Source organism: Bradyrhizobium sp. USDA 4451, from assembly GCF_054822585.1.
Genome location: NZ_JBTRCH010000001.1, coordinates 1,034,765 through 1,056,009 on the forward strand (window position 1 = coordinate 1,034,765; position 21,245 = coordinate 1,056,009).

Here is a 21,245-nt window from a genome sequence, read left to right on the forward strand (position 1 = left end):
AGGAGATTTCGGGACATGCCGAAGCCGATCCGTCACCGTGTCGCAACCGCCCTGCTCGGCTTCGCCGTCGCCGCGGCGACGGGCCATGCCGCATGGGCGCAGAAGAAATACGACACCGGCGCGAGCGACACCGAGATCAAGATCGGCAATATCGTGCCCTATAGCGGCCCGGCCTCAGCTTATGGCGTGGTCGGCAAGGCGATGGCCGCGGTGTTCAAGAAGGTCAACGACGAGGGCGGCATCAACGGCCGCAAGATCAACTTCATCTCCTATGACGATGCCTATTCGCCGCCGAAGGCCGTGGAGCAGGCGCGCAAGCTGGTCGAGAGCGACGAGGTGCTGTTCCTGTTCGGCACGCTCGGCACCGCCTCCAACACCGCGATCCAGAAATATCTCAACGCCAAGAAGGTGCCGCAGCTGTTCGTCGCCACCGGCGCGACCAAGTGGAACGACCCCAAGACCTTCCCGTGGACCATGGGCTGGCTGCCGAGCTACCAGAGCGAGTCGCGGATCTACGCGAAATATCTGCTCAAGGAGAAGCCGGCCGCCAAGGTCGCGGTGCTCTATCAGAACGACGACATGGGCAAGGACTATCTGAAGGGCCTCGAAGACGGCTTCGCCAGCGATCCGGCGCGGATCGCCGCCAAGGAAAGCTACGAGGTCGCCGAGCCGACCATCGATTCCCATGTGGTGCGGCTGAAATCCTCCAACCCCGACGTCATCATCTTCTTCACCACGCCGAAATTCGGCGCCCAGGCGATCAAGAAGCTCGGCGAGATGAACTGGAAGCCGGTGACGATCGTCTCCAACGTCTCCGCCTCCACCGCGACCGTGATGCGCCCTGCGGGCCTCGACAATGCGCAGGGCGTGATCTCGGCGGCCTATGCCAAGGACGCCAGCGATCCGCAGTGGAAGGACGATGCCGGCATGAAGGCGTTCGACGAGCTGCTCGCCAAATACATGCCCGACACCAACCGCGTCGATGCCTCGGCGATGACCGGCTACAACATGGCGACCACCATGGTCGAGGTGCTGCGCCGCTGCGGCGACGACCTCACCCGCGCCAATGTGATGAAGCAGGCGGCGAACCTGAAGCAGTTTGCGCAGGGCGGCCTGCTGCCCGGCGTGACGCTGTCGACCGGACCTGCCGACTTCCAACCGATCGAGCAATTGCAGCTGATGCAGTTCAAGGGCGAGCGCTGGCAATTGTTCGGCGACGTCATCAGCGGCGAAATCGCCGGCAATTGACCGCGTAACGAAAGCACAGCCATGACCGACCGACGTCCTTTCCTGCGTTCGATCTTCGATGCTGCGGTGGCGGCTGCGCATCCCGATGTCGTGCTGGCATCGCGGCTGCGGCCGGTGCCGAAGGGCCGCGTGATCTGCCTCGCTGCCGGCAAGGGCGCTGGCGCCATGGCGGCTGCGGCCGAGCGGCACTATCTCGACACGCTCGGCCTCGCACCGTCGCGGCTGGTCGGCATCGCGACCACCCGGCACGGCCATGGCGTGCCGACCCGCCGCATCAAGGTGGTCGAGGCTGGCCACCCCGTGCCCGATGAAGCCGGCCTGCGCGCGGCGGACGATACGCTGCGGCTGGCCGCAGAGGCCACGCCGGACGATCTGCTGCTGGTGCTGTTGACCGGCGGCGGCTCGGCGAACTGGATCGCCCCCGTCGAGGGCGTCAGCTTTACCCAGAAGCAGCAGGTCAACCGCGCGCTGCTGCGCTCCGGCGCGCCGATCGGCGAAATGAACACCGTCCGCAAGCATCTGTCGCGGATCAAGGGCGGACGGCTGGCGCGCGCCGGCCAGCACGCCGCCGAGATCGTGACGTTGGCGATCTCGGACGTGCCGCATGACGATCCCTCGGCGATCGCCTCGGGGCCGACGGTGCCGGATCCGACCACGCTCGCGGATGCCCGCGCGCTGGTCGCCAAATACAACCTCTCGGTCGACGACGCGGTCCGCCGCGCACTCGACGATCCCGGCAACGAAAGCTGCAAGCCCGGCGATCCCGCCTTTGCGCGGGCGACGTTCGAGCTGCTGGCGAAGCCGAAGGCCTCGATCGACGCCGCGGTGAAGGTCGCGCAGGACGCCGGCTATGAGACCATCGCGCTCGGCGCCGATCTCGAAGGCGAGGCGCGCGAGGTCGCGGCCGCGCACGCGCGGCTGGCGCTGAAGGCGCGCAGCGAAGGCAAGCGAGTTGCGATCATCTCCGGCGGCGAGTTGACGGTGACCGTGCGCGGCAACGGCCGCGGCGGCCCCAACCAGGAATACGCGCTGGCGCTGGCCGACCTGCTCAACGACACGCCAGATATCGCCGCGCTCGCCGCCGACACCGACGGCGCCGATGGCGGCGCCGGCAGCGCGACCGACCCTGCCGGCGCCATGATCGACCAGACGACGTTCGCGAAGATGAAATCGCTCGGCCTCGATCCCAGGGCGTATCTGGAGAACAATGATGGCACCGGCTTCTTCGCGCAGACCGGGGATTTGCTGCTGACCGGGCCGACGCTGACCAACGTCAACGATGTCAGGGTGATTTTGGTGGATTAGCCGCGCGCCGCTCTCTCCCCGTCATTGCGAGCGCAGCGAAGCAATCCATCGTGCGGCACGTGCGGAAAGATGGATTGCTTCGTCGCTATCGCTCCTCGCGATGACGCAGAGGGGGTGAGCCCGGAATCCATTCAGCCACCAAGCTCGCGGCGCAATGGATTCCGGGCTCAGCCCTTCGGGCTGCCCCGGAATGACGGAGCCTCAAAACTCCTGCGCGAGCTTTGCCAGCATCTCCAGCAGCGCGGCGTGATTGGCCGGGCCGAGCACCTCGATCAGCCGCGCCTCGTGCTTGTTGGCGACGAGCTTCTTGGCGCGCGCCAGCACGGCGCGGCCCCGGTCGGTCAGCACCAGGATGTGCGAGCGGCGGTCGTTGGTCGAGCGCATCCGCGCGCAAAGGTCGCGGCTCTCCAGCGCATCGAGCATCGCGACGAAATTCGGCCTGAGGATGCCGAGCGTGTTGGCGATCTCGGTCTGGTTGCGGCCGGGATTCTTGTCGAGCAGCAGCAGCACCGAGAACTGCGCCGGCGTCAGCTGCAACGGCGCGACGCAGCGCAGGAAGTCCTCGAAGACCCTGAGCTGCGCACGCTTCAGCGAATAGCCGAGCAATCCGGACAGTTCGCCCAGTTGCAGCATGCTGTCGTCCCCGGCAGGATCGACCGGTTCCCTGCGCTGGTCGCGCGACGAACGGACGGCATCGGAGGCGGTCTTGGAAACAGTCATCGCGCCAGGCTCGCAATCCCGGTACAAAAACCCCGCGGGACGCTCGGGGACCTTGAGATTATATCTAATAATTGTTATTCGCTATATCTAATATCGGCTTCTATCAACAGCCGATATCGGCCGACCCCACCGGCACAGCCGGCTGCGGCGGCCCGACGCTTGAGGGGGAGCGCTCGGCCTTGAACACAACGATCATGCTGTTCCTGCTGCAGGACGGCATCACCAACGGGGCAATCTACGCACTGCTGGGGCTGGCCCTGGTGCTGGTGTTCGCGGTGACGCGGGTGATCCTGATCCCGCAGGGCGAATTCGTCACCTATGGCGCGCTGAGCTACGCCATGCTGGCGACCGGGCAGGTGCCCGGCACCGTGCGGCTTGCGGTCGCGATGGGCCTTGTCGCTTTCGCGCTCGACCTGTTCTTCGCGCGCAAGGCGCTGCATGCCCGGCTGATCATGCGCTCGGTCGCGCTCAACATCGCCTTCCCCTTCGCGCTGCTCGGCCTGGTCTATGCGCTGATCGGCCCCCATACGCCGATCGCCGTCAACATCGCGCTGGCGCTCCTGATCGTGGCGGCGATCGGGCTGTTCCTGTACCGCATCGCCTTCCAGCCGATCGCGCACACCTCGGTGCTGGTGCTGTTGATCGCCTCGGTCGGCTGCCATCTGGCGCTGCAGGGCCTCGGCCTGGTGTTCTTCGGCGCCGAAGGTCTGCGCGGCCCGGCGCTGTCGAGTGCCGCGGTGACCGCCGGTCCGCTGCGCTTCACCGGCCAGAGCCTTGCGGTCTACGGCCTGACGGTCGGCTTCATCGTCGCGCTGTGGCTGTTCTTCGGCTACACCCGGACCGGCAAGGCGCTGCGCGCCACCGCGGTCAATCGGCTCGGCGCCCGCCTGGTCGGCATCCGCACCACGCTGTCGGGCCAGATCGCCTTCCTGCTCGCCTCCGTGATCGGCGCGATCTCCGGCATCCTGATCGTGCCGATCACCACGCTCTATTACGACACCGGCTTCCTGATCGGCCTGAAGGGCTTCATCGCCGCCATCATCGGCGGCCTGGTCAGCTATCCCCTGACGGCGGTCGCCGCCATCCTGGTCGGCATCGTCGAGGCCTTCTCGTCGTTCTACGCCAGCAATTTCAAGGAAGTCATCGTGTTCACGCTGATCCTTCCCGTCCTGGTGCTGCGCTCGCTCGCAGCGCCCCAGGTCGAAGAAGAGAAGGATTGAGCGCGATGACGCAGCGGCTCCCTCTCATCATTTTCGCGCTCGTGATGGCGGTGACCCCGCTCATCCCGGGCATCCCGCCGTTCTGGATCGTGCTGCTCGACAATATCGGCCTCGCCGCGCTGGTCGCGATGGGGCTGGTGTTGCTCACCGGCGTCGGCGGCCTCACCTCGTTCGGACAGGCCGCGTTCTGCGGCTTCGGCGCCTACACCACCGCGGTGCTGACCACCGCCTACGGCGTCTCGCCGTGGCTGACGCTGCCGGCGTCACTCCTGGTCAGCGGCATTGCCGCCGTGCTGCTCGGCCTCGTCACGGTGCGGCTGTCGGGCCACTATCTGCCGCTCGGCACCATCGCCTGGGGCATCGGCCTGTTCTATCTGTTCAGCAAGCTCGAATTCCTCGGCCGCAACGACGGCATCTCGGGAATTCCGCCGCTCTCGATCGGCTCGTTCAAGATGCTGAACCCGGATGCGATCTATTACGCGATCTGGGTCGCGGTGCTGCTCGCGGCGCTCTTGACCATGAACCTGCTGGATTCCCGCACCGGACGCGCGATCCGCGCGCTGCGGCGTGGCCATATCGCGGCCGAAGCATTCGGCGTGCAGACGCCGCGCGCCAAGCTCCTGGTGTTCATCTATGCCGCGGTGCTGGCCGGCCTGTCCGGCTGGCTCTACGCGCATTTCCAGCGCGCCGCCAACCCGACCCCGTTCGGCGCGCAGGCCGGCATCGAATATCTGTTCATCGCCGTCGTCGGTGGCGCCGGTTACGTCTGGGGCGGCGTGCTGGGCGCCGGGATCGTCGTGATCCTGAAGGAAGTGTTGCAGAGCTATTTGCCCTACATCTTCGGCGGGCAGAGCCAGCTCGAGACCATCGTGTTCGGCATCATGCTGGTGCTGCTGTTGCAGCTCGCGCCGCAGGGCGTCTGGCCCTGGCTGATGTCGAAGCTGCCGTTCAAGCCTGCCCGCAAGACCCCGGACACCTCGGTGAAGCTCGAGCACCGCGAGCGCGCGCCGGGAACATCCCCGGTGCTGCTGCACATCGAGAAAGCGCGCAAACAGTTCGGCGGCGTGCTCGCCGTGAACGACGTCTCGTTCGACGTCAACGCCCGCGAGATCGTCGCGCTGATCGGCCCGAACGGGGCCGGCAAGAGCACGACCTTCAACCTGATCACCGGCGTGCTGTCCGCAACCAGCGGCAAGATCGCGGTGCTCGGCAACGAGGTCGCGAACGCGCCGCCGCAGGACGTGGTCAAGCTCGGCGTCAGCAGGACCTTCCAGCACGTCAAGCTGGTGCCCGACATGACCGTGCTGGAGAACGTCGCGATCGGCGCGCATCTGCGCGGCAATTCCGGCGCGATCTCCAGCATGCTGCGGCTCGACCGCGCTGACGAGGCGAAGCTGCTGGCCGAAGCCGCACGGCAGATCGAACGCGTCGGCCTGTCCGACCAGATCGACCAGCTCGCGGGCTCCCTGTCGCTCGGCCAGCAGCGCATCGTCGAGATCGCGCGCGCGCTGTGCGTCGACCCGATGCTGCTGCTGCTCGACGAACCGGCTGCCGGGCTGCGCCACATGGAGAAGCAGCGGCTGGCCGCGCTGCTCCGGCAATTGCGCGACGGCGGCATGTCGGTGCTGTTGGTCGAACACGACATGGGATTCGTGATGGATCTCGCCGACCGCATCGTGGTGCTCGATTTCGGCACCAAGATCGCGGAGGGCACGCCGGCCGCGATCAAGCGCAACCCCGACGTCATCAAGGCCTATCTCGGAGCCGCCGCATGAGCGCGCTATTGACGGTCACCGACGTCCACATCTCCTACGGCAAGGTCGAGGCCGTGCGCGGCGTCTCGCTCGACGTCGGCGAGAACGAGATCGTCACCATCATCGGCGCCAACGGCGCCGGCAAGACCACGCTTCTGAACGCCATCATGGGCGTGCTGCCGCTGAAGGGCCGCACCAGCTTCGCCGGGATCGACTTGGCGCCGCTCGATATCGAGGACCGCGTCGCAACGGGTCTCAGCCTGGTGCCCGAGCATCGCGAATTGTTCGGCACCATGAATGTCGAGGACAATCTCGAGCTCGGTGCGTTCCGGATCGCCAAGGCGGTCGCGGCAACCTCGCTGGAGCGAGTCTACACGCTGTTTCCGCGGCTCAAGGAGCGGCGCAAGCAGCTCGCCGGCACGCTGTCCGGCGGCGAGCAGCAGATGCTGGCGATGGGCCGCGCGCTGATGGGCGCGCCGAAGCTGCTGATGCTCGACGAGCCGAGCCTCGGCCTCGCCCCGATCATCGTCGCCGACATCTTCCGCATCGTCGGCGAGCTCCGCGCCGCCGGCGTCTCGGTGCTGCTGGTCGAACAGAACGCGCAAGCCGCGCTGCAGATCGCCGACCGCGCCTATGTCATGGAGCTCGGCGAATTCGTGCTGTCGGGCCCCGCGAACGAGATCGCCGCCAACAAGGGCGTCGCCGCCAGCTATCTCGGCTTCCAGCACGAAGGCGAGAGCGCGATTTGAGGCGCTGGGAAATGCCCCATCCCAGAGACAACAAAAGAGCCGGTCCGTAGACCGGCTTTTCGTTTCGCAGATCGCGCCCAGCTCACATCGCCGGGACGTATTTGCCGTCCTTGACCGTCAGCAGGATGCGCGAGCGGTCGTCGAGGCCGTAGCGGTCCTTTTCGGTCCAGTTGTAGACGCCCTGAGACGCGACGATCTCCTTTTCGGAGATCAGCGCCTGGCGGATCGCCTCGCGGAATTCCACCGTGCCGGGCTTGGCGGTCTTCAGCGCCACCGGGATGATGCGGTTCAGCACCTGGAACGCGTCGTAGGAGTGGCCGGCGAACTGGCTGCGGCTGTTGGCGCCGTATTTGGCTTCGTAGGCCGCATTCAGCGCGAGGCCCGGTTTCTTGGTCAGCGCGCTGTCGGCCTGGGTTTCCGGCGACATGATCGGGCCGGCCGACATGATGACGCCTTCCGCCGAGGCGCCGGCGATGCGGATGAAGTCCATGGTGGCGGCACCGTGGGTCTGGTAGATCAGGCCCTTGTAGCCACGCTCGCGCAGCGCGGTCTGCGGCAGCGCCGCGGCGGTGCCGGAGGCGCCGACCAGGATGGCGTCGGGATTGGCGGCAACGAGCTTCAGCACCTGGCCGGCGACCGACGTATCCGGACGCGCGAAGCGCTCCTCATCGGTCATGGTCAGGCCCATCGGCACGGCCTGCGCCTTGAAGTCGTTGACCCAGAGATCGCCGTAGGAATCCGAATAGCCGATATAGCCGACGGTCTTGATATTGTGCGCCTTCATGTGCTCGTAGAGCACCTTGCCCATGATCGGAATCGACTGCGGCAGGTCGACCGACCATTTCGCGCGGGCGTCGTTGATCGGGAACGGCGCAAGGCCGAGATGCGGGATGCCGGCCTCGTTGGCAACCGTCGACACCGCGATCGTCGTCGGCGTGATGCAGGAGCCCATGATGATGTCGGCCTTGGACTCGGTGACGAAGCGCCGCGCATTGGTGGTCGCAGCGGTCGGATCGCCGGCGTCGTCGAGCACGATCAGCTTCAGCGGCACGCCGGCGATCTCCTTCGGCACGAAATCAAGCGCGTTGCGCTCGGGGATGCCGAGCGCCGCGGCGGGGCCCGTGGTCGAGAGCGAGATGCCGATGGTGATCTCATTGGTCTGCGCCAGCGCGGGTGCGCCCGGCAGCGCGATGACAGCCGCGAGCACTGCTGCGGCGAGAGTGGCCTTCCTCATTCATTCCTCCCTGCGGATATGTTTTTTGGGTTTAAACCGGTTTTGCGGGCCAATTCAGCCCCTTCTTTAGGTCATGGAGGACGGCAAGTCAGCCCTTCATGAAGCGGTCGATGACCTCCTGCGGAAACGGCGCCGATTTCAGCTTGGTGGGATCGTCCGGGTGACGGCCGACCAGCACCCTGGTCTCAAAGGCCTCGATCGCCAATGCCTCGCCCTTGAACACGCGGTGCACCACCTCGAAGCTCGAGCGCTTGATGCTCTCGATCCGGCTCTCGATGGTGATCCAGTCGCCATGAGTCGATGGGATGTGGAATTTCGCCCGCGTGTCGACCATGGGAATGCCGACCAGGCCGTGTTTGTGAACGAGGTCCTGCTTCGAGCAACCGGCGGCTTCGAACATGATCGAGGTCGAGTCGTCGAACATCGCGAAGTAGCGCGGGTAATACACGATGTTGGCGGGGTCGCAATCGCCCCACTGGATCTGCACGTCGCGCCGATTGACGAACATGGTTTGTCCTCGATTGAGCATGGGCGATCCGGAAGAGCGTTGGTGCTCTTCCGGATCATGCGTCAGCGCGGCGCCATCCGGAGCGCGGCATCGAGCCGCACCACTTCGCCGTTCAGATAGGGATTGTCGATCATGTGCAGCGCCAGCGAGGCAAACTCGTCGGCCTGGCCGAGCCGGCGCGGGAACGGGATCGCGGCGGCGAGCGAATCCTGCGCTTCCTGCGGCAGGCCGGCCAGCAGCGGTGTCATGAACAGGCCGGGCGCGATGGTCAGCACGCGGATGCCGAACTGCGCGAGCTCACGCGCGATCGGCAAGGTCATCGCAACGATGCCGCCCTTGGAGGCCGAATAGGCCGCCTGCCCGATCTGGCCGTCATAGGCCGCGACCGAGGCCGTCGAGATCACGACGCCGCGCTCGCCGGTCGCAAGCGGCTCGAGCTTCGCCATCTCGGCAGTCGCAAGCCGCAGCATGTTGAAGGAGCCGAGCAGATTGACCTTGATCACCTTGTCGAAATCGGCGAGCGCCATCGGCCCCTCGCGGCCGATCACGCGTTTTGCCACCCCGATGCCGGCACAATTCACCAGCACCCGCGCCGGGCCATGCGCCTTGGCGGCGGCAGCGACCGCGGCTTCGGCGGCCGCCGCATCCGCGACGTCGCAGACCACGGCAATGCCGCCGATCTCGGCCGCGACGCTCTCGGCGAGCTTGGCGTTGAGGTCGCAGACCGCGACCTTGGCGCCCTGCGCCGCCAGCCGGCGCGCGGTCGCAGCTCCCAATCCCGATGCGCCGCCGGTGACGATGGCGGCTTGATCATTCAACTGCATGGCTTTCTCCTCTTCGAGAGTCAGATGAGCGTGATCACCGATGCCGGCGGCACCGGCGCGTAGAGCGCTTCGATGATGTCGGTGCGATGCTCCAGCACGGCGCGCTGGTTGATCGAGCCCTTGTCGGTGACCTCGCCGCGATCGATCGACAGCGGCGTGTCGAGCAGGATCGCCCGCGCGATCCGGGTCGACGAGCCGGTGGCGCCGGCAAGGACCCGCGCGAAACGTTCGCGGAAGGCGGCACGCACCAGCGGATCATTGGCCGCGGCCGCGATGTCTCCCGAAGCAAGCCCCGGATTGATCAGGCGGCAGCCATCGAGATCGAGGATCACGATCGCAGCCAGCTCGTCGCGGTTGAGGCCTGCGATCACGACGTCGCGCACCAGCGGCGCGCAGGTCCCGACGAAGCGGGCCCGCAACGGCCCGACGCTGACCCAGGTGCCGCTCGCCAGCTTGAAGTCCTCGGCGATGCGGCCGTCGAAATCGAAGCCGGCATCGAGGTCGCCGGGATTGGCCGGCTTCAGCGCGTCGCCGAACTTGTAGAAGCCCTCCTCGTCGAACGCCTTGGCAGTCAGCTCGGGCTGCCGCCAATAACCCGGCGTCACGTTCGGACCTTTGGCGCGTACCTCGAGCTTGCCGTTGTTCGGCACGAGCTTCGCCTCGTTGCCCGACACCGGCAGCCCGACATGGCCGGACCGGCTGGTGTCGGGCCGCACCGACATGAAGAACGGCGAGGTCTCGGTGGCGCCGAGCCCGGTCAGCATCGGTACGCGATAGCCCTTCTCCTGCACGGCGAGCGCATCGAGGCTGTTCCAGACGAACGGCGACAGCGCGGCGCCGGAGAAGAACATCGCATGCAGCCGGTGGAAAAACCTTCCCCGCAGGGCCGCGTCGTCGCGCAGATAGGGCAGCAGGGATTCATAGCCCTTGGGGACGTTGAAATAGACCGTCGGCGAGATCTCGCGCAGGTTTCGCACGGTCTCCTCGATGCCGCCGGGCATCGGCTTGCCCTCGTCGAGATACATCGAGCCGCCGTTATAGAGCGTCAGCCCGACATTGTGGTTGCCGCCGAAGGTGTGATTCCACGGCAGCCAGTCGACGATCACAGGCGGCTCGTCCTTCAGGAACGCCAGCGTCTCGCGCAGCATCACCTGGTTGGCGCAGATCATGCGCTGGGTATTGATCACGGCCTTGGGATTGCCGGTCGACCCCGAGGTCAGCAGGAACTTCGCAATTGTGTCCGGGCCGATCGCCGCGTTGATCGCATCGAGGCGCGAATCTTCCGGCGTTGCCATCAGGCCGGCCAGCCGCGTGACGTCGCGGCCGGCGACAGCGCCGCGGCTTGCCGCAATCTCGACGTCGGGTCCGACATTGGCGAGCAAGGCGTCGGAAAACTTGTCGGCATCGTCGACGAAGACGAGGCCGGGCGTCAAAAGCTTGATGACAAAGCCGAGCTTGCCGTAGTCGCGCGACACCAGCGAATAGGCCGGCGACACCGGGCAGAACGGAACGCCGGCATAGAGCGCACCGAGCGCGACCAGCGCGTGATCGATCGAATTGCCCGACAGGATCACGATCGGTCGCTCGGCCGACAATCCGCGCGCGATCAGCGCGGAGGCGATGCTCCTGGCGGCCTCAAGCAATTGCGCGTAGGTGATCTGTCGCCAGCCGCCGCCGGCAGCACGCTCGGCCATGAACACGCGGTTCGGCTCAGCCTTCGCCCAGTGGTGCAGGCGATCGGTCAGGCGAACGGGAAAATCGGCGAGCTTGAGTTTTGGGCGAAGATAGATCGTGCCGTCGTCGCGGCGCTCGACGGCGACGTCGGGATTGCCGAACGAGATCGGGCGCAGTGGATGCGCGCTCGCAGTGGACGCAGGCGACGTGGCATTCATGTCGGCTTCACCTTGGCGGTCTTGCGATCCAGAAACGCGCGGATCCGCTGCTTGGCTTCCTTGTCGCTCTGCGCCACCGTCGCCATCAGCGATTCCATCAGGAGGCCGGTCTGCGGATTGGCCTCGGCGATCATCGGCAGCGCCTGCAACACGGCGAAATTGGTCAGCGGCGCGTTGGCGGCGACGCGCTCGGCAAGCTCCAGCGCCTTCGGCAGCGCGCCGCCCGCCTCGGTGAGATATTGCGAGAAGCCGTAGGCGGCGCCCTCGGTCGCCGAATAGACCCGGCCGGTCAGCATCATGTCCGCCATCCGGGGCACGCCGATCAGGCGCGGCAGCCGCACCGATCCGCCGCCGCCGACGAAGATGCCGCGCTGGCCCTCGGGCAGCGCGAAATAGGCCGACGGCTCGGCGACCCGGATATGCGCGGCGCAGGCCAGCTCCAGCCCGCCGCCGATCACCGCGCCCTTCAGCGCCGCGATGACAGGCACGCGGCAATACTGGATGCGGTCGAACACGCGGTGCCACATCTGGGAGTGCACCAGCCCCTCGGTGGCGTCACGCTCGGTCAATTCGGAGAGATCGAGGCCGGACGAGAAATGATCGCCGATGCCATGGATGACGACGGCGCCGATGTCGTCCGATATCGCGGAAAAGCAGTCCCGCAGCGCCAGGATGATGCCGTCGTTCAGCGCATTGCGCTTGGCGGGCCGGTTGAGCCCGACCGTGAGCACCGCCCCTCGCGTCTCGATCCTGAGCAGCGAGGCGTCCCCCGCGTCGGCAGCGTTTCCCATGGCGTTATTGTTTCCTGGTTAGAATAGTTATGTTTTATAACGATTGGCGGGAGAGTCAATACGGGCACGAAGCGGGCCTCGAAGGATGCACGGCCCGGCTGGTGGCCGTCGACCCTTCGAGACGCCGCTTCGCGGCTCCTCAGGGTGACGGTGACAGAGTGGATACGCACGACTCCCTCCACAGGTCGTGCCGGCGAAGGCCGGCACCCATACGCCGCGGCGGATGTTGTGAATGGGACTCGTCGTTCCACCATCGTTCATCAATGAACATTGGTGGTTATGGGTCCCTGCTTTCGCAGGGACGACACTGAGTGAGTTGAGCGGCCTGTGAGTCATACATCCGCATTCTCGCGACATGACTGCCCGAGCTTTGCTGTTCGTTTCGCCGCTCCGAGAGCAGAGGGCGCAGGGAAAGCCGGGTGCCGATCGCACCCATGGGTCCCGCGTAATGAAAACGCGGGCGGTAGGACCACAGGTGTAACCGGAAACATCCCGGCTTTCCCTGCGCGATGGTTTTACGGCTTATACGTGCTCGCCCCGGTGAGACTGGGCTTGTTTGTCACCGTCACTGCGAAACGCTTTGCATCTCGCGGGAGACACCTGCCGCTAGGGCGTCAGGTCTGCACGACTTCGCCGTCCGCTACATTGTGCACGTCGTCAGTGCGCAAGCAGCGTCCACCGCATCCCACCGCGCGTTCGTGACGTGCGCAACGCCCCTCGATCGGGTGAGACGGATATATTGAACATCTGAGTTGGGTGAAACGCGAAGCGGAATTTTGCCCGTCGGGTTAATTTGTCGCACCACCGCTCAAAGCAACTGATGCACGTCGATCACGACGCGGTCGGCGTGGCGGGCGGCGGAGGCGACGAAGATGTGCTGCATCAGCCAGCGGTATCTTTCCGCGCCGGTCTCGAATTTCGGCACGGTGCGGAAGTAGATCAGCTTCGGGTCGACCGGCTCGCCGCGCTTGAGCTTCTGCAACAGTTCGACCGGCCCGAACCGGATGCCCTTGTTCTCGACGTAGACGACGGCGCCGTCGTCGGTCTCGAAGGCATATTTTGCCTCCAGCTCGATCAGCTCGTTGGGCCGGATGATCTGGAAGTCGGCACCGAAGGGCAGCACCTTGCCGTTGATCCCCTCGCCCGTCACCTCGCCGCCGATGATCGGAATGATGCGGCGGATGCCGGTGCCGATGTCGCCGGCGGACGTCACGTCCGCGATCCGGGCTGTGATGGTGAAGACGTATCTGGTCTGAAGCGTCGGTATCATGAATTTAACCTATCATGCGCTGCGGCAGCCAGGTCGCGAGCAGCGGGAACAGGATCAGGATCACCAGCCGGATCAGATCGGTGATCACGAACGGCAGCACGCCGACGAAGATGGTCGACATGTTGACGTCCTTGATCACGCTCTTGATCACGAACACGTTCATGCCGACGGGCGGATGGATCAGGCCGAGTTCGACCGTCATGACGATGATGATGCCGAACCAGATCGGGTCGAAGCCGAGCGCGGTCACCACCGGAAACACGATCGGCACGGTGAGGATCACCATCGCCATCGCGTCCATCAGGCAGCCGAGCACCAGATACATCAGGAGGATCAGCGCCAGCACGCCATAGGGCCCGATGCCGAGCCCGGTGAGGAATTCGGTGACGTGCTGCGGCGTCTGGGTGATGGTGAGGAAATAGCCCAAGCAGAGCGCGCCGATCAGCACGGTGAATACGGCGGCCGCGGTGCGCGTCGCCTGCAGCAGCGATTGCAGGATGCCGTCCTTGCTCAGCTTGCCTCTGATGATGCCGATGATGAAGGCGCCGACCGCGCCGACCGCGCCGGCCTCGGTCGGGACGAAGAAGCCGCCATAGAGCCCGCCGATCACGAACAGGAACAGCAGCAGCGGCGACCAGACGTCGCGCATCGCCATTGCGCGCTCGCCCCACGATGCCTTCTTGCCCGCCGGCAGGAAGCCCGGCCGAGTCACGCCGATGATGCCGATCGTGATCATGTGCATCAGGATCGCGAGCAGGCCCGGCACCACGCCGGCGATGAACAGCTTGCCGATGTCCTGCTGGGTGATGATGCCGTAGACCGCAAGCACGGTGGACGGCGGCAGCATCGCGCCCAGCGTGCCGCCGACCGCGATCACGCCGGTCGAGAAGGATTGCGGATAGCCGAAGCGGCGCATCTCGGGATAGGCCACCGCCGAGAAGGTCGCGGCGGTGGCGACCGAGGAACCCGAGATCGCGGCGAAGCCGCCGCAGGCGGCGATCGTCGCGATGCCGAGCCCGCCCTTCCAGTGGCCGACAAAGGTATTGGCGGCGCGGAACAGCTCGCGGCTGATGCCCGAGACGGACACGAAGGCGCCCATCAGCAGGAACATCGGGATCACGCCGAAGGAATAGTCCGTCACGGTGCGCATCGTGGTCTGGCCGACCAGCTTCAGCGCCGGCGCAAAGCCGGTGAGGTAGCCAAAGCCGGTGATGCCGACGAGGCCCATCGCCATGCCGACGGGGACACGCAGCAGCATCAGCACGAACAGGCTGACGAAGCCGATGACGGCGACGGCCTCGGGACTGAGGTCGAGACTCATGGCCGTCTACTCCGCGGTCTTGATCTTGGCATCGTGGATATCTTCCGGATGGAAGATCAGGCGCCAGGTGCGGATCGCGATCAGCAGCACGGCCGAAACGTCGCCGATCCAAGACACCAGGAAGAAAGGCCACACCGGCACGCCGAGATCCATGGTGACGATGTGGCTGTTTTTGGTGTCGATCACCTTGTCGACCAGCGTGTAGGTCTGCACCGACACGACAAACAGCAGCACCAGCGTCGCGAAGATGTCGATCCAGCGCTGATAACGCGGCGAGGCGTTGGCCCAGACCAGGTCCACCGTGATGTGGGTGCCGCGATAGCTGGTCGCCGCGATGCCCCAGAAGATCAGGATGCCGAGCAGGAACTGGCCGACATTATAGTAGTCGGGGATCGTCACCGCGAAGAACTTGCGCATGAACACCGCGGTGAAGGTGTTGAGCGCGACGACGCCGACGAAGAAGGCCGCCACCCATTCGATCGAATCGATGAAGCGGTCCATGACATTCTTGCGCACCGGTTCGGGAGGCCCGGTGATCGCGCCGTCTTGGGTGACTTCGGAAGATTGCGTCATGCGCGGCTTCGATTGGCTCCCTCGCCCCCGCTCTTGCGGGGAGAGGGTTGGGGTGAGGGGCTGCTTCCACGAATAGTGAATGCGGTGAGATCTGTACCCCTCACCCGGATCGCATCTGGCGATGCGATCCGACCTCTCCCCGCAAGCGGGGAGAGGTGAAGGGGAGCGAGATCAAATTCCCGCCTCGTATTTCTTCAGCGTGGCCTGCAGATCGGCATCGATCTTCTCGGCGTCGCCGCCGGCTTTCTTCACAGCCTCGGCCCAGCTGTCGTGCAGCGGCTTGACCGCCTTCTTCCACTCGGCGAGCTGATCCGCCGTCAGCGGATAGACTTCATGGCCTTGCAGCGCCTTCATCTTGGTGCGGCCGTTGGCTTCGAAATCGGTCCAGGGATCGGTGACCTTGGAGGCCCATTCCGGCGAGCAGTGATCGTCGATCACCTTCTTCTGGGCGTCCGACATCGCATTGTATTTGGCGAGGTTCATGTTGTAGGTGAACACGGTCGTATAGAGCGGCACGTCCATGTGGTACTTCACCACCTTGTCGATGCCGAACAGGAAGATCGAACCCCAGGGGAAGGTGATCTCGTCGGCGACGCCGCGCTCGATCGCGTCGCGCGATTCCGGCGCGGAGGCCTGCACGTTGGTGCCGCCGAACATCTTGACCATCTCGCCGATCGTGCTCTGCGCGGGCCGCACCTTGACGCCGGAGAGGTCGCTCGGCAGCACGATCTTCTTCTTGCCGTGCAGCGCGCCCGGATCGTGGATGAAGGCGAAGCACAGCTTGGTGTCCTTCATCTCGGTCGGCGCATATTTGTGATACCACTCGTTCAGCGCCAGCGTGCCCTTCTTGCCGTCGGAGAAGGTGAACGGAAGCTGGCCGGCGGCGGCGATCGGGAAGCGGCCGGGCTGATAGCCGGGATTGACGTAGGTGACGTCGGCGATGCCGTCGCGCGCCATGTCGTAATGGTCGAACGCCTTGCCGAGCTGCTCGGAGGGAAACACGGTGACCTTGATGGTGCCGCCCGACGCCTTCTCGATGTCGGCGGCCCAGGCCTGCGTTGCCGGCACCAGCGGATGCGCCGGCGGCACCCACAGCGACACTTTGAGATTGACGGTCTTGTCCTGCGCCAAGGCAGGTCCAATGGCAGGGCCCGCGGCCGGCACGATGGCGGCTGCCATCAGCAGCGCCAGCAAACTCTTCCTCATCACGTCTCCTCCTCTCCAGGACCGCGGGCTTCCTGCCCGGTCTCATTACTTAACATGTTATCTAATTCGCGGACGTTTTCAAGACGAAATCCGCGTGGTGGACGCTGCGTCGCACCCGCCCCTGCTCCATCTTGCGCTGCGGCGAAGGACCTTTGCCGCGCAAATCCGCCTTGCCAAAACTGTTATATGATATAGTTGCCTTGGCAAGTTGACGGCGCTCGCCCCTGAGCGGGCGCCCGGATAAAGCCTATCCGATCGGGAGGACGAGGTATTGCGGACAAAAGTAGCAATCATAGGCGCAGGTCCGGCCGGACTGTTGCTTGGGCAACTACTTCATACTTTCGGCGTAGACAACGTCATTCTGGAACGGCAGACCCCGAACTACGTGCTGGGGCGGATTCGTGCCGGGCTGCTCGAGGAAGGCACGGTGTCGCTGCTCGAGAGCGTCGGCGCCGCAGCGCGGCTGCACCAGGAGGGCCTGGTCCATCATGGCCTGGAGCTGGCATTCGGCGGCGCACGGCACCGCATCGACCTGCATGGCTCGACCGGCAAGACGGTGACCATCTACGGTCAAACCGAGGTCACGCTCGACCTGATGAACGCCCGCAAGGCCGCCGGCCTGACCACGATCTACTCGGCCGCCGACGTCAAGCCGCATGATTTCGACACCGATCATCCGCGGGTCAGCTACGGCAAGGACGGCGTCAGCCACGACATCGCCTGCGATTTCATCGCCGGCTGTGACGGTTTCCACGGCGTCAGCCGTGCCAGCGTGCCGGCCTCGGCGATCACCAGCTACGAGCGGGTGTATCCGTTCGGCTGGCTCGGCATCCTCTCGGAGACGCCGCCGGTCTCGCCGGAACTGATCTACAACAACCACGAGCGCGGCTTTGCGCTGTGCACGATGCGCTCGAGCCACCGCAGCCGCTACTATGTGCAGTGCCCGCTCGACGATCAGGTCGACCAATGGTCGGACGAGCGGTTCTGGGACGAGTTGAAGCGGCGCCTCGACCAGAAGGCGGCCGACGAGATCGTCACCGGCCCCTCGATCGAAAAGAGCATCGCGCCGCTGCGCAGCTTCGTCGCCGAACCGATGCGGTTCGGCCGCATGTTCCTGGCCGGCGACGCCTCGCACATCGTGCCGCCGACCGGCGCCAAGGGCCTCAACCTCGCCGCCAGCGACGTGCATTACCTGTCGCAGGCGCTGCGCGAATATTACGACGAGAAATCCTCGGCCGGCATCGACGGCTACTCGGCCAAGGCGCTGGCGCGGGTCTGGAAGGCGGTGCGCTTCTCGTGGTGGATGACCTCGATGCTGCACAAATTCCCCAACGAGGGCGACTTCGCCGCGCGCATCCAGATCGCCGAGCTCGACTACCTCGTCAGCTCCAAGGCGGCGTCGACCTCGCTGTCGGAGAACTATGTGGGGCTGCCGTTCTAGGCGGGCTCGCGGATGCTTTTGTCGGGCAGCATTCTCTCCGCAATCTCGGTCGTCATACCCCGCGTAGGCGGGGTATCCAGTACGCTGCGGCTTCTCGATTCATGCCGCGCGGTCTCTGGAATACTGGATCGCCCGATTTCGCGGGCGATGACAGCTGAAGACATGGTGACGGGCCAGGGCGCATTCAAACAGCCGCGCAAATCCCGTTTAAAACTTTGTAGGCGGTGAAACCGTCGTCGACATCGCGTTCAATGGTATCAACCCGACGCCATATGCGAGATTCAGATGACCACCGAGACGCAAGTCGCCCCCGACATTCCCCAGGACGTCCCGCAAGGCTTCGAGCCGCTGTTCCGCAAGAGCCCGCTGACCGAACCCTGGGAGCCGCTGTACCAGAAGACGACCGAGCGGTCCGTCGTCATCGGTTTGCGCCTGGCAAGGCCGCACACCAACGGCCGCGGCCTGATCCATGGCGGGCTGATCGCAGCGCTCGCCGACAACGCGATGGGCTATAGCTGCGGCCAGGCCACCGGCTGGACCACCTCGTATGTGACGATCTCGCTGACGGTCGACTTCGTCGGCTCCGCCAATGTCGGGCAGTGGCTTTCAATCGAGAGCGACGTGATCAAGACCGGCAGCACGATCTGCTTCGCCCAAAGCCTGATCAAGGCCGACGGCGTGACGATCGCGCGCGCCAGCGGCACCTTCCGCGTAGTGCCGAAGACGCCGACGGTAAGCCAAGCGCTTTCGCAGGAAGCTATCTGAAATGCCAGTCGGTGATCTCGGTGACGAGATCGATGAAGGTCCGCACCTTGGCCGACAGCAGCCGGGACGTCGGGTAGACGACATGGATCGGCACCGGCGGCTGCTCGAACGCGGCCAGCACGATTCGGACCCGCTTGGCTTTCAGCGATTCGGCGGCCTGATAGGCCATCACCCGGGTCAGCCCGCCGTCCTGCTCGGCGAACTGGATGGCGGCATCGGAGCTGTTGCTGGTGAAGCGCGGCGTCGGCGTAATCCGGATCTCCTGGCCATCTTCCACGAAGCGCCAATCCGGCACGGCCGTCATGGCGCCGAACTGGATGGTGTCATGGTTGGCGAGGTCCGACGGCCGTTTCGGCTCGCCACGGAGCTTGAGATAGCCGGCCGAGGCCACCACGATCCGGCGCATCTGGCCGACATGCCGCGCCACCAGCGTCGAGTCAGGCAGGTGCCCCAACCTGACCGCGAGGTCGACGCCGTCCTCGACGAGGTTGATCCGGCGATCCGATAGCCGCAGATCGACGCCGACATCGGGGTAGCGTTTCAGATAGGCGGACACGACCGGGCTGACATGCAGCCGCCCGAAGCCGAACGGCGCCGAGATCACCAGGCGACCTTCGGGGCGGGTGCGCTCGCTCTCGACCGCGTCCTCGGCCTCCTCGACGTCGGCGAGGATCCGCCGTGCCCGCTCCAGATAGCGCGAGCCGGCATCGGTCAGGGTGACCTGCCGCGTGGTCCGTTGCAGCAGCCGCGCGCCAAGCCGCTCCTCCAACGCCGCGATCAGCCGCGTGATCGCAGAGGGCGACAGGCCGAGCTTGCGCGCGGCGGGGGCAAACCCCTCGAGGTCCGCCACCGCGACGAAGGCCTGCATGGCGTCGATCCGGTCCATGGCACTATTGCATAATCGGCAACAGTGAAGTGTCAATTCACAAGATTGCTTGCGATCCGGAAATACCCATCTTGGGTTTGAGGACGGCCGCTTTGCCGCCCGTCGCGGGAGGCTCAGATGTCAGAGGTTCGCAGCTCTTCGAGCGATGTCGGGTTCACCCCGGCAGTGAAGGATGTCCAGGCCCGCAAGGGCTCGCGCGCAACCTATGCCGAGGTCGAGGCCCGTGGCGGCTGGCAGACCGAGATCGACGAGAACCTCGCAGCCTTCCTCGCCAACACCAACAGCTTCTATCTCGCCACCGCCTCGGCGGAAGGACAGCCCTACATCCAGCATCGCGGCGGGCCGAAGGGCTTCATCAAGGTGCTGGACAAGCACACCATCGCGTTCGCCGATTACAGCGGCAACCGGCAGTTCATCACCCAGGGCAATCTCTCGGAGAACCCGAAGGCCTATATCTTCGTGATGAACTACGCGTACCGGCAACGCGTGAAGATCTGGGGCGAGGCGCGCGTCGTCGAGGACGATCCGGCGCTGACGCGTTCGCTGATGCCGCAAGACTATCGCGCGCGGCCCGAGCAGGTGATCCTGTTCACGGTCGCGGCGTGGGACACGAATTGTCCGCAGCATATTCCGCAGAAGTTCGACGCCGCCGACGTCGCGCAAGCCCTCGCCTCGCGCGACCAGCGCATCGCCGAGCTCGAGGCGGAGCTCGCCGCAATGAAGGGCGCGCCCGCTACGCCGGTCTAAGCGGCCTGTTGCTGCAACGGTGCCCAGGCGAACTCCGGATAATATTGCTGCATCATCCGCCCGACATAGGCGGTGAGATTGTCGAACTTCTCGGTGCGCTCGCGCAGCGGCGAATCGAAGAACGGCGTCAGGATTCCCGCCAGCGCGCCGAACGCGGTGGCGTCGGTGCCGCAAGGAGCATTGCCCATCAGATAGGGCTTGTCGCCGAGCTGCACCGACAGCGCAAACAGCGAGCGAAGCGCGAGATCGACATCCTCGTCGGGGCCGTGGCGGCCAAGCCCGCTCAAGAGATAATTCTCGGCAACGCGAAACTGGGCGTCCTCGCGCATCTTGTCGCGCAGATGATCGGGCGCGCCGTCGAAGAAATGCGCCGGCCCCTTGGCGAAATTGGTGTCGTCGACCCAGCGCGCGCCGACCAGCGCCCAGTAGACGTGATGCTCGATCATGCGCTCGAACGCCCAGGCCTGGGCGCGCGCCTGCAGGCTCAGCGGCGCATCGAAATCGAAGCCGTATTTGCCCTCGATATGGGCGCGGATGAAGGTCGAATCGGCGATCGTCTCGCCGTCATCGGTGATGAACGGCAGCTGGCCCTTGGGAGAGGCCGGCGGCATCGCCTTTTCCTTGGTGTAGGCAAGGCCGGCCATCTTGAGCTGGACCTCGGTCTTGGTCACGAAGGGGCTGATTTCCGGCAGACCGAAGCCCGTGCCAAAGCCAAAAAGCGCAATCATATGAAGCTCCCGATCGCCTGTGGACGTGAATTGAAGCTAGCCGCCCCCTGCTGCCAGCATGGT

20 protein-coding genes are annotated in these 21,245 nt (G+C 65.4%); 8 read left to right on the plus strand and 12 right to left on the minus strand.

Features of this window, described 5'->3' with window-relative positions; genetic code table 11:
- The first annotated feature begins 15 nt into the window (after positions 1-15).
- Together ACVMB0_RS04755 and ACVMB0_RS04760 are read left to right on the plus strand one after the other, a co-directional pair.
- Entirely contained in the window at positions 16-1,248 is a 1,233-nt protein-coding gene (locus ACVMB0_RS04755; RefSeq protein WP_461345465.1) for an ABC transporter substrate-binding protein, read from the plus strand.
- 21 nt (positions 1,249-1,269) lie between these two features.
- Positions 1,270-2,553 (plus strand): glycerate kinase type-2 family protein, encoded by a 1,284-nt coding sequence (locus ACVMB0_RS04760; protein WP_461345466.1) that lies wholly within the window; start codon positions 1,270-1,272, stop codon positions 2,551-2,553.
- 201 nt (positions 2,554-2,754) lie between these two features.
- Here the strand turns inward: ACVMB0_RS04760 and ACVMB0_RS04765 are convergent, their stop codons facing one another.
- Positions 2,755-3,273, minus strand: a complete 519-nt coding sequence (locus ACVMB0_RS04765; RefSeq protein WP_456751929.1) for a MarR family winged helix-turn-helix transcriptional regulator — start codon at positions 3,271-3,273, stop codon at positions 2,755-2,757.
- Positions 3,274-3,452: 179 nt separating this feature from the next.
- On the opposite strand from ACVMB0_RS04765, the gene ACVMB0_RS04770 reads away from it, so the two are divergent.
- From ACVMB0_RS04770 to ACVMB0_RS04780, 3 genes are read left to right on the plus strand one after another with little or no spacing between them, the layout of a single operon-like run.
- Positions 3,453-4,493: a branched-chain amino acid ABC transporter permease gene (locus ACVMB0_RS04770; protein WP_461345467.1), complete on the plus strand. Its 1,041-nt coding sequence runs from the start codon at positions 3,453-3,455 to the stop codon at positions 4,491-4,493.
- 5 nt (positions 4,494-4,498) lie between these two features.
- On the plus strand, positions 4,499-6,268 hold the full coding sequence (locus ACVMB0_RS04775; protein ID WP_461345468.1) for a branched-chain amino acid ABC transporter ATP-binding protein/permease: 1,770 nt from the start codon (positions 4,499-4,501) through the stop codon (positions 6,266-6,268).
- Positions 6,265-6,996 carry an ABC transporter ATP-binding protein gene (locus ACVMB0_RS04780; RefSeq protein WP_461345469.1) on the plus strand — a complete coding sequence of 244 codons (732 nt, stop codon included), beginning with the start codon at positions 6,265-6,267 and terminating at the stop codon, positions 6,994-6,996. The genes ACVMB0_RS04775 and ACVMB0_RS04780 overlap by 4 nt, the downstream gene beginning before the upstream one ends.
- 82 nt (positions 6,997-7,078) lie before the next feature.
- Here the strand turns inward: ACVMB0_RS04780 and ACVMB0_RS04785 are convergent, their stop codons facing one another.
- The 9 genes from ACVMB0_RS04785 to ACVMB0_RS04825 all read right to left on the minus strand — a co-directional run bounded on the left by ACVMB0_RS04785 (position 7,079) and on the right by ACVMB0_RS04825 (position 16,615).
- Entirely contained in the window at positions 7,079-8,230 is a 1,152-nt protein-coding gene (locus tag ACVMB0_RS04785; protein ID WP_461345470.1) for an ABC transporter substrate-binding protein, read from the minus strand.
- A gap of 88 nt (positions 8,231-8,318) precedes the next feature.
- The gene (locus ACVMB0_RS04790) at positions 8,319-8,738 is read right to left on the minus strand and encodes an acyl-CoA thioesterase (protein WP_461345471.1); all 420 of its coding nucleotides are present in this window, start codon (positions 8,736-8,738) and stop codon (positions 8,319-8,321) included.
- A gap of 62 nt (positions 8,739-8,800) precedes the next feature.
- Positions 8,801-9,562, minus strand: a complete 762-nt coding sequence (locus ACVMB0_RS04795; protein WP_461345472.1) for an SDR family NAD(P)-dependent oxidoreductase — start codon at positions 9,560-9,562, stop codon at positions 8,801-8,803.
- Positions 9,563-9,582: 20 nt separating this feature from the next.
- A complete protein-coding gene (locus ACVMB0_RS04800; protein ID WP_461345473.1) occupies positions 9,583-11,454 on the minus strand; it encodes a feruloyl-CoA synthase in 1,872 nt (623 codons plus the stop codon).
- Positions 11,451-12,245, minus strand: a complete 795-nt coding sequence (locus ACVMB0_RS04805) for a crotonase/enoyl-CoA hydratase family protein (protein WP_461345474.1) — start codon at positions 12,243-12,245, stop codon at positions 11,451-11,453. Before ACVMB0_RS04805 ends, ACVMB0_RS04800 begins: the two co-directional genes overlap by 4 nt.
- Before the next feature lie 808 nt (positions 12,246-13,053).
- Positions 13,054-13,515 carry a DUF3237 domain-containing protein gene (locus ACVMB0_RS04810; RefSeq protein ID WP_461345475.1) on the minus strand — a complete coding sequence of 154 codons (462 nt, stop codon included), beginning with the start codon at positions 13,513-13,515 and terminating at the stop codon, positions 13,054-13,056.
- A gap of 4 nt (positions 13,516-13,519) precedes the next feature.
- Positions 13,520-14,836, minus strand: coding sequence for a TRAP transporter large permease (locus ACVMB0_RS04815; RefSeq protein WP_461345476.1), 1,317 nt, complete (start codon positions 14,834-14,836; stop codon positions 13,520-13,522).
- A 6-nt stretch (positions 14,837-14,842) separates the two neighbouring features.
- Complete coding sequence (locus ACVMB0_RS04820; RefSeq protein ID WP_461349592.1) at positions 14,843-15,352, minus strand: TRAP transporter small permease; 510 nt, start codon at positions 15,350-15,352, stop codon at positions 14,843-14,845.
- A gap of 228 nt (positions 15,353-15,580) precedes the next feature.
- The gene (locus ACVMB0_RS04825; RefSeq protein ID WP_456751918.1) at positions 15,581-16,615 is read right to left on the minus strand and encodes a TRAP transporter substrate-binding protein; all 1,035 of its coding nucleotides are present in this window, start codon (positions 16,613-16,615) and stop codon (positions 15,581-15,583) included.
- 271 nt (positions 16,616-16,886) lie between these two features.
- Here ACVMB0_RS04825 and pobA point away from each other — a divergent pair, with 271 nt between their 5' ends.
- Both pobA and ACVMB0_RS04835 read left to right on the plus strand, forming a co-directional pair.
- The gene (pobA, locus tag ACVMB0_RS04830; protein WP_461345477.1) at positions 16,887-18,056 is read left to right on the plus strand and encodes a 4-hydroxybenzoate 3-monooxygenase; all 1,170 of its coding nucleotides are present in this window, start codon (positions 16,887-16,889) and stop codon (positions 18,054-18,056) included.
- A gap of 285 nt (positions 18,057-18,341) precedes the next feature.
- Positions 18,342-18,821 carry a PaaI family thioesterase gene (locus ACVMB0_RS04835; protein WP_461345478.1) on the plus strand — a complete coding sequence of 160 codons (480 nt, stop codon included), beginning with the start codon at positions 18,342-18,344 and terminating at the stop codon, positions 18,819-18,821.
- Here ACVMB0_RS04835 and ACVMB0_RS04840 read toward each other — a convergent pair.
- Positions 18,814-19,707, minus strand: coding sequence for a LysR family transcriptional regulator (locus ACVMB0_RS04840; RefSeq protein ID WP_461345479.1), 894 nt, complete (start codon positions 19,705-19,707; stop codon positions 18,814-18,816). The two genes, ACVMB0_RS04835 and ACVMB0_RS04840, sit on opposite strands and share 8 nt — an antisense overlap.
- A 117-nt stretch (positions 19,708-19,824) precedes the next feature.
- Between ACVMB0_RS04840 and ACVMB0_RS04845 the strand changes: the two genes are divergently transcribed.
- On the plus strand, positions 19,825-20,454 hold the full coding sequence (locus tag ACVMB0_RS04845) for a pyridoxamine 5'-phosphate oxidase family protein (protein WP_461345480.1): 630 nt from the start codon (positions 19,825-19,827) through the stop codon (positions 20,452-20,454).
- Here the strand turns inward: ACVMB0_RS04845 and ACVMB0_RS04850 are convergent.
- Positions 20,451-21,182 (minus strand): glutathione S-transferase family protein, encoded by a 732-nt coding sequence (locus tag ACVMB0_RS04850; protein ID WP_456751915.1) that lies wholly within the window; start codon positions 21,180-21,182, stop codon positions 20,451-20,453. The two genes, ACVMB0_RS04845 and ACVMB0_RS04850, sit on opposite strands and share 4 nt — an antisense overlap.
- Positions 21,183-21,245: the final 63 nt, after the last annotated feature.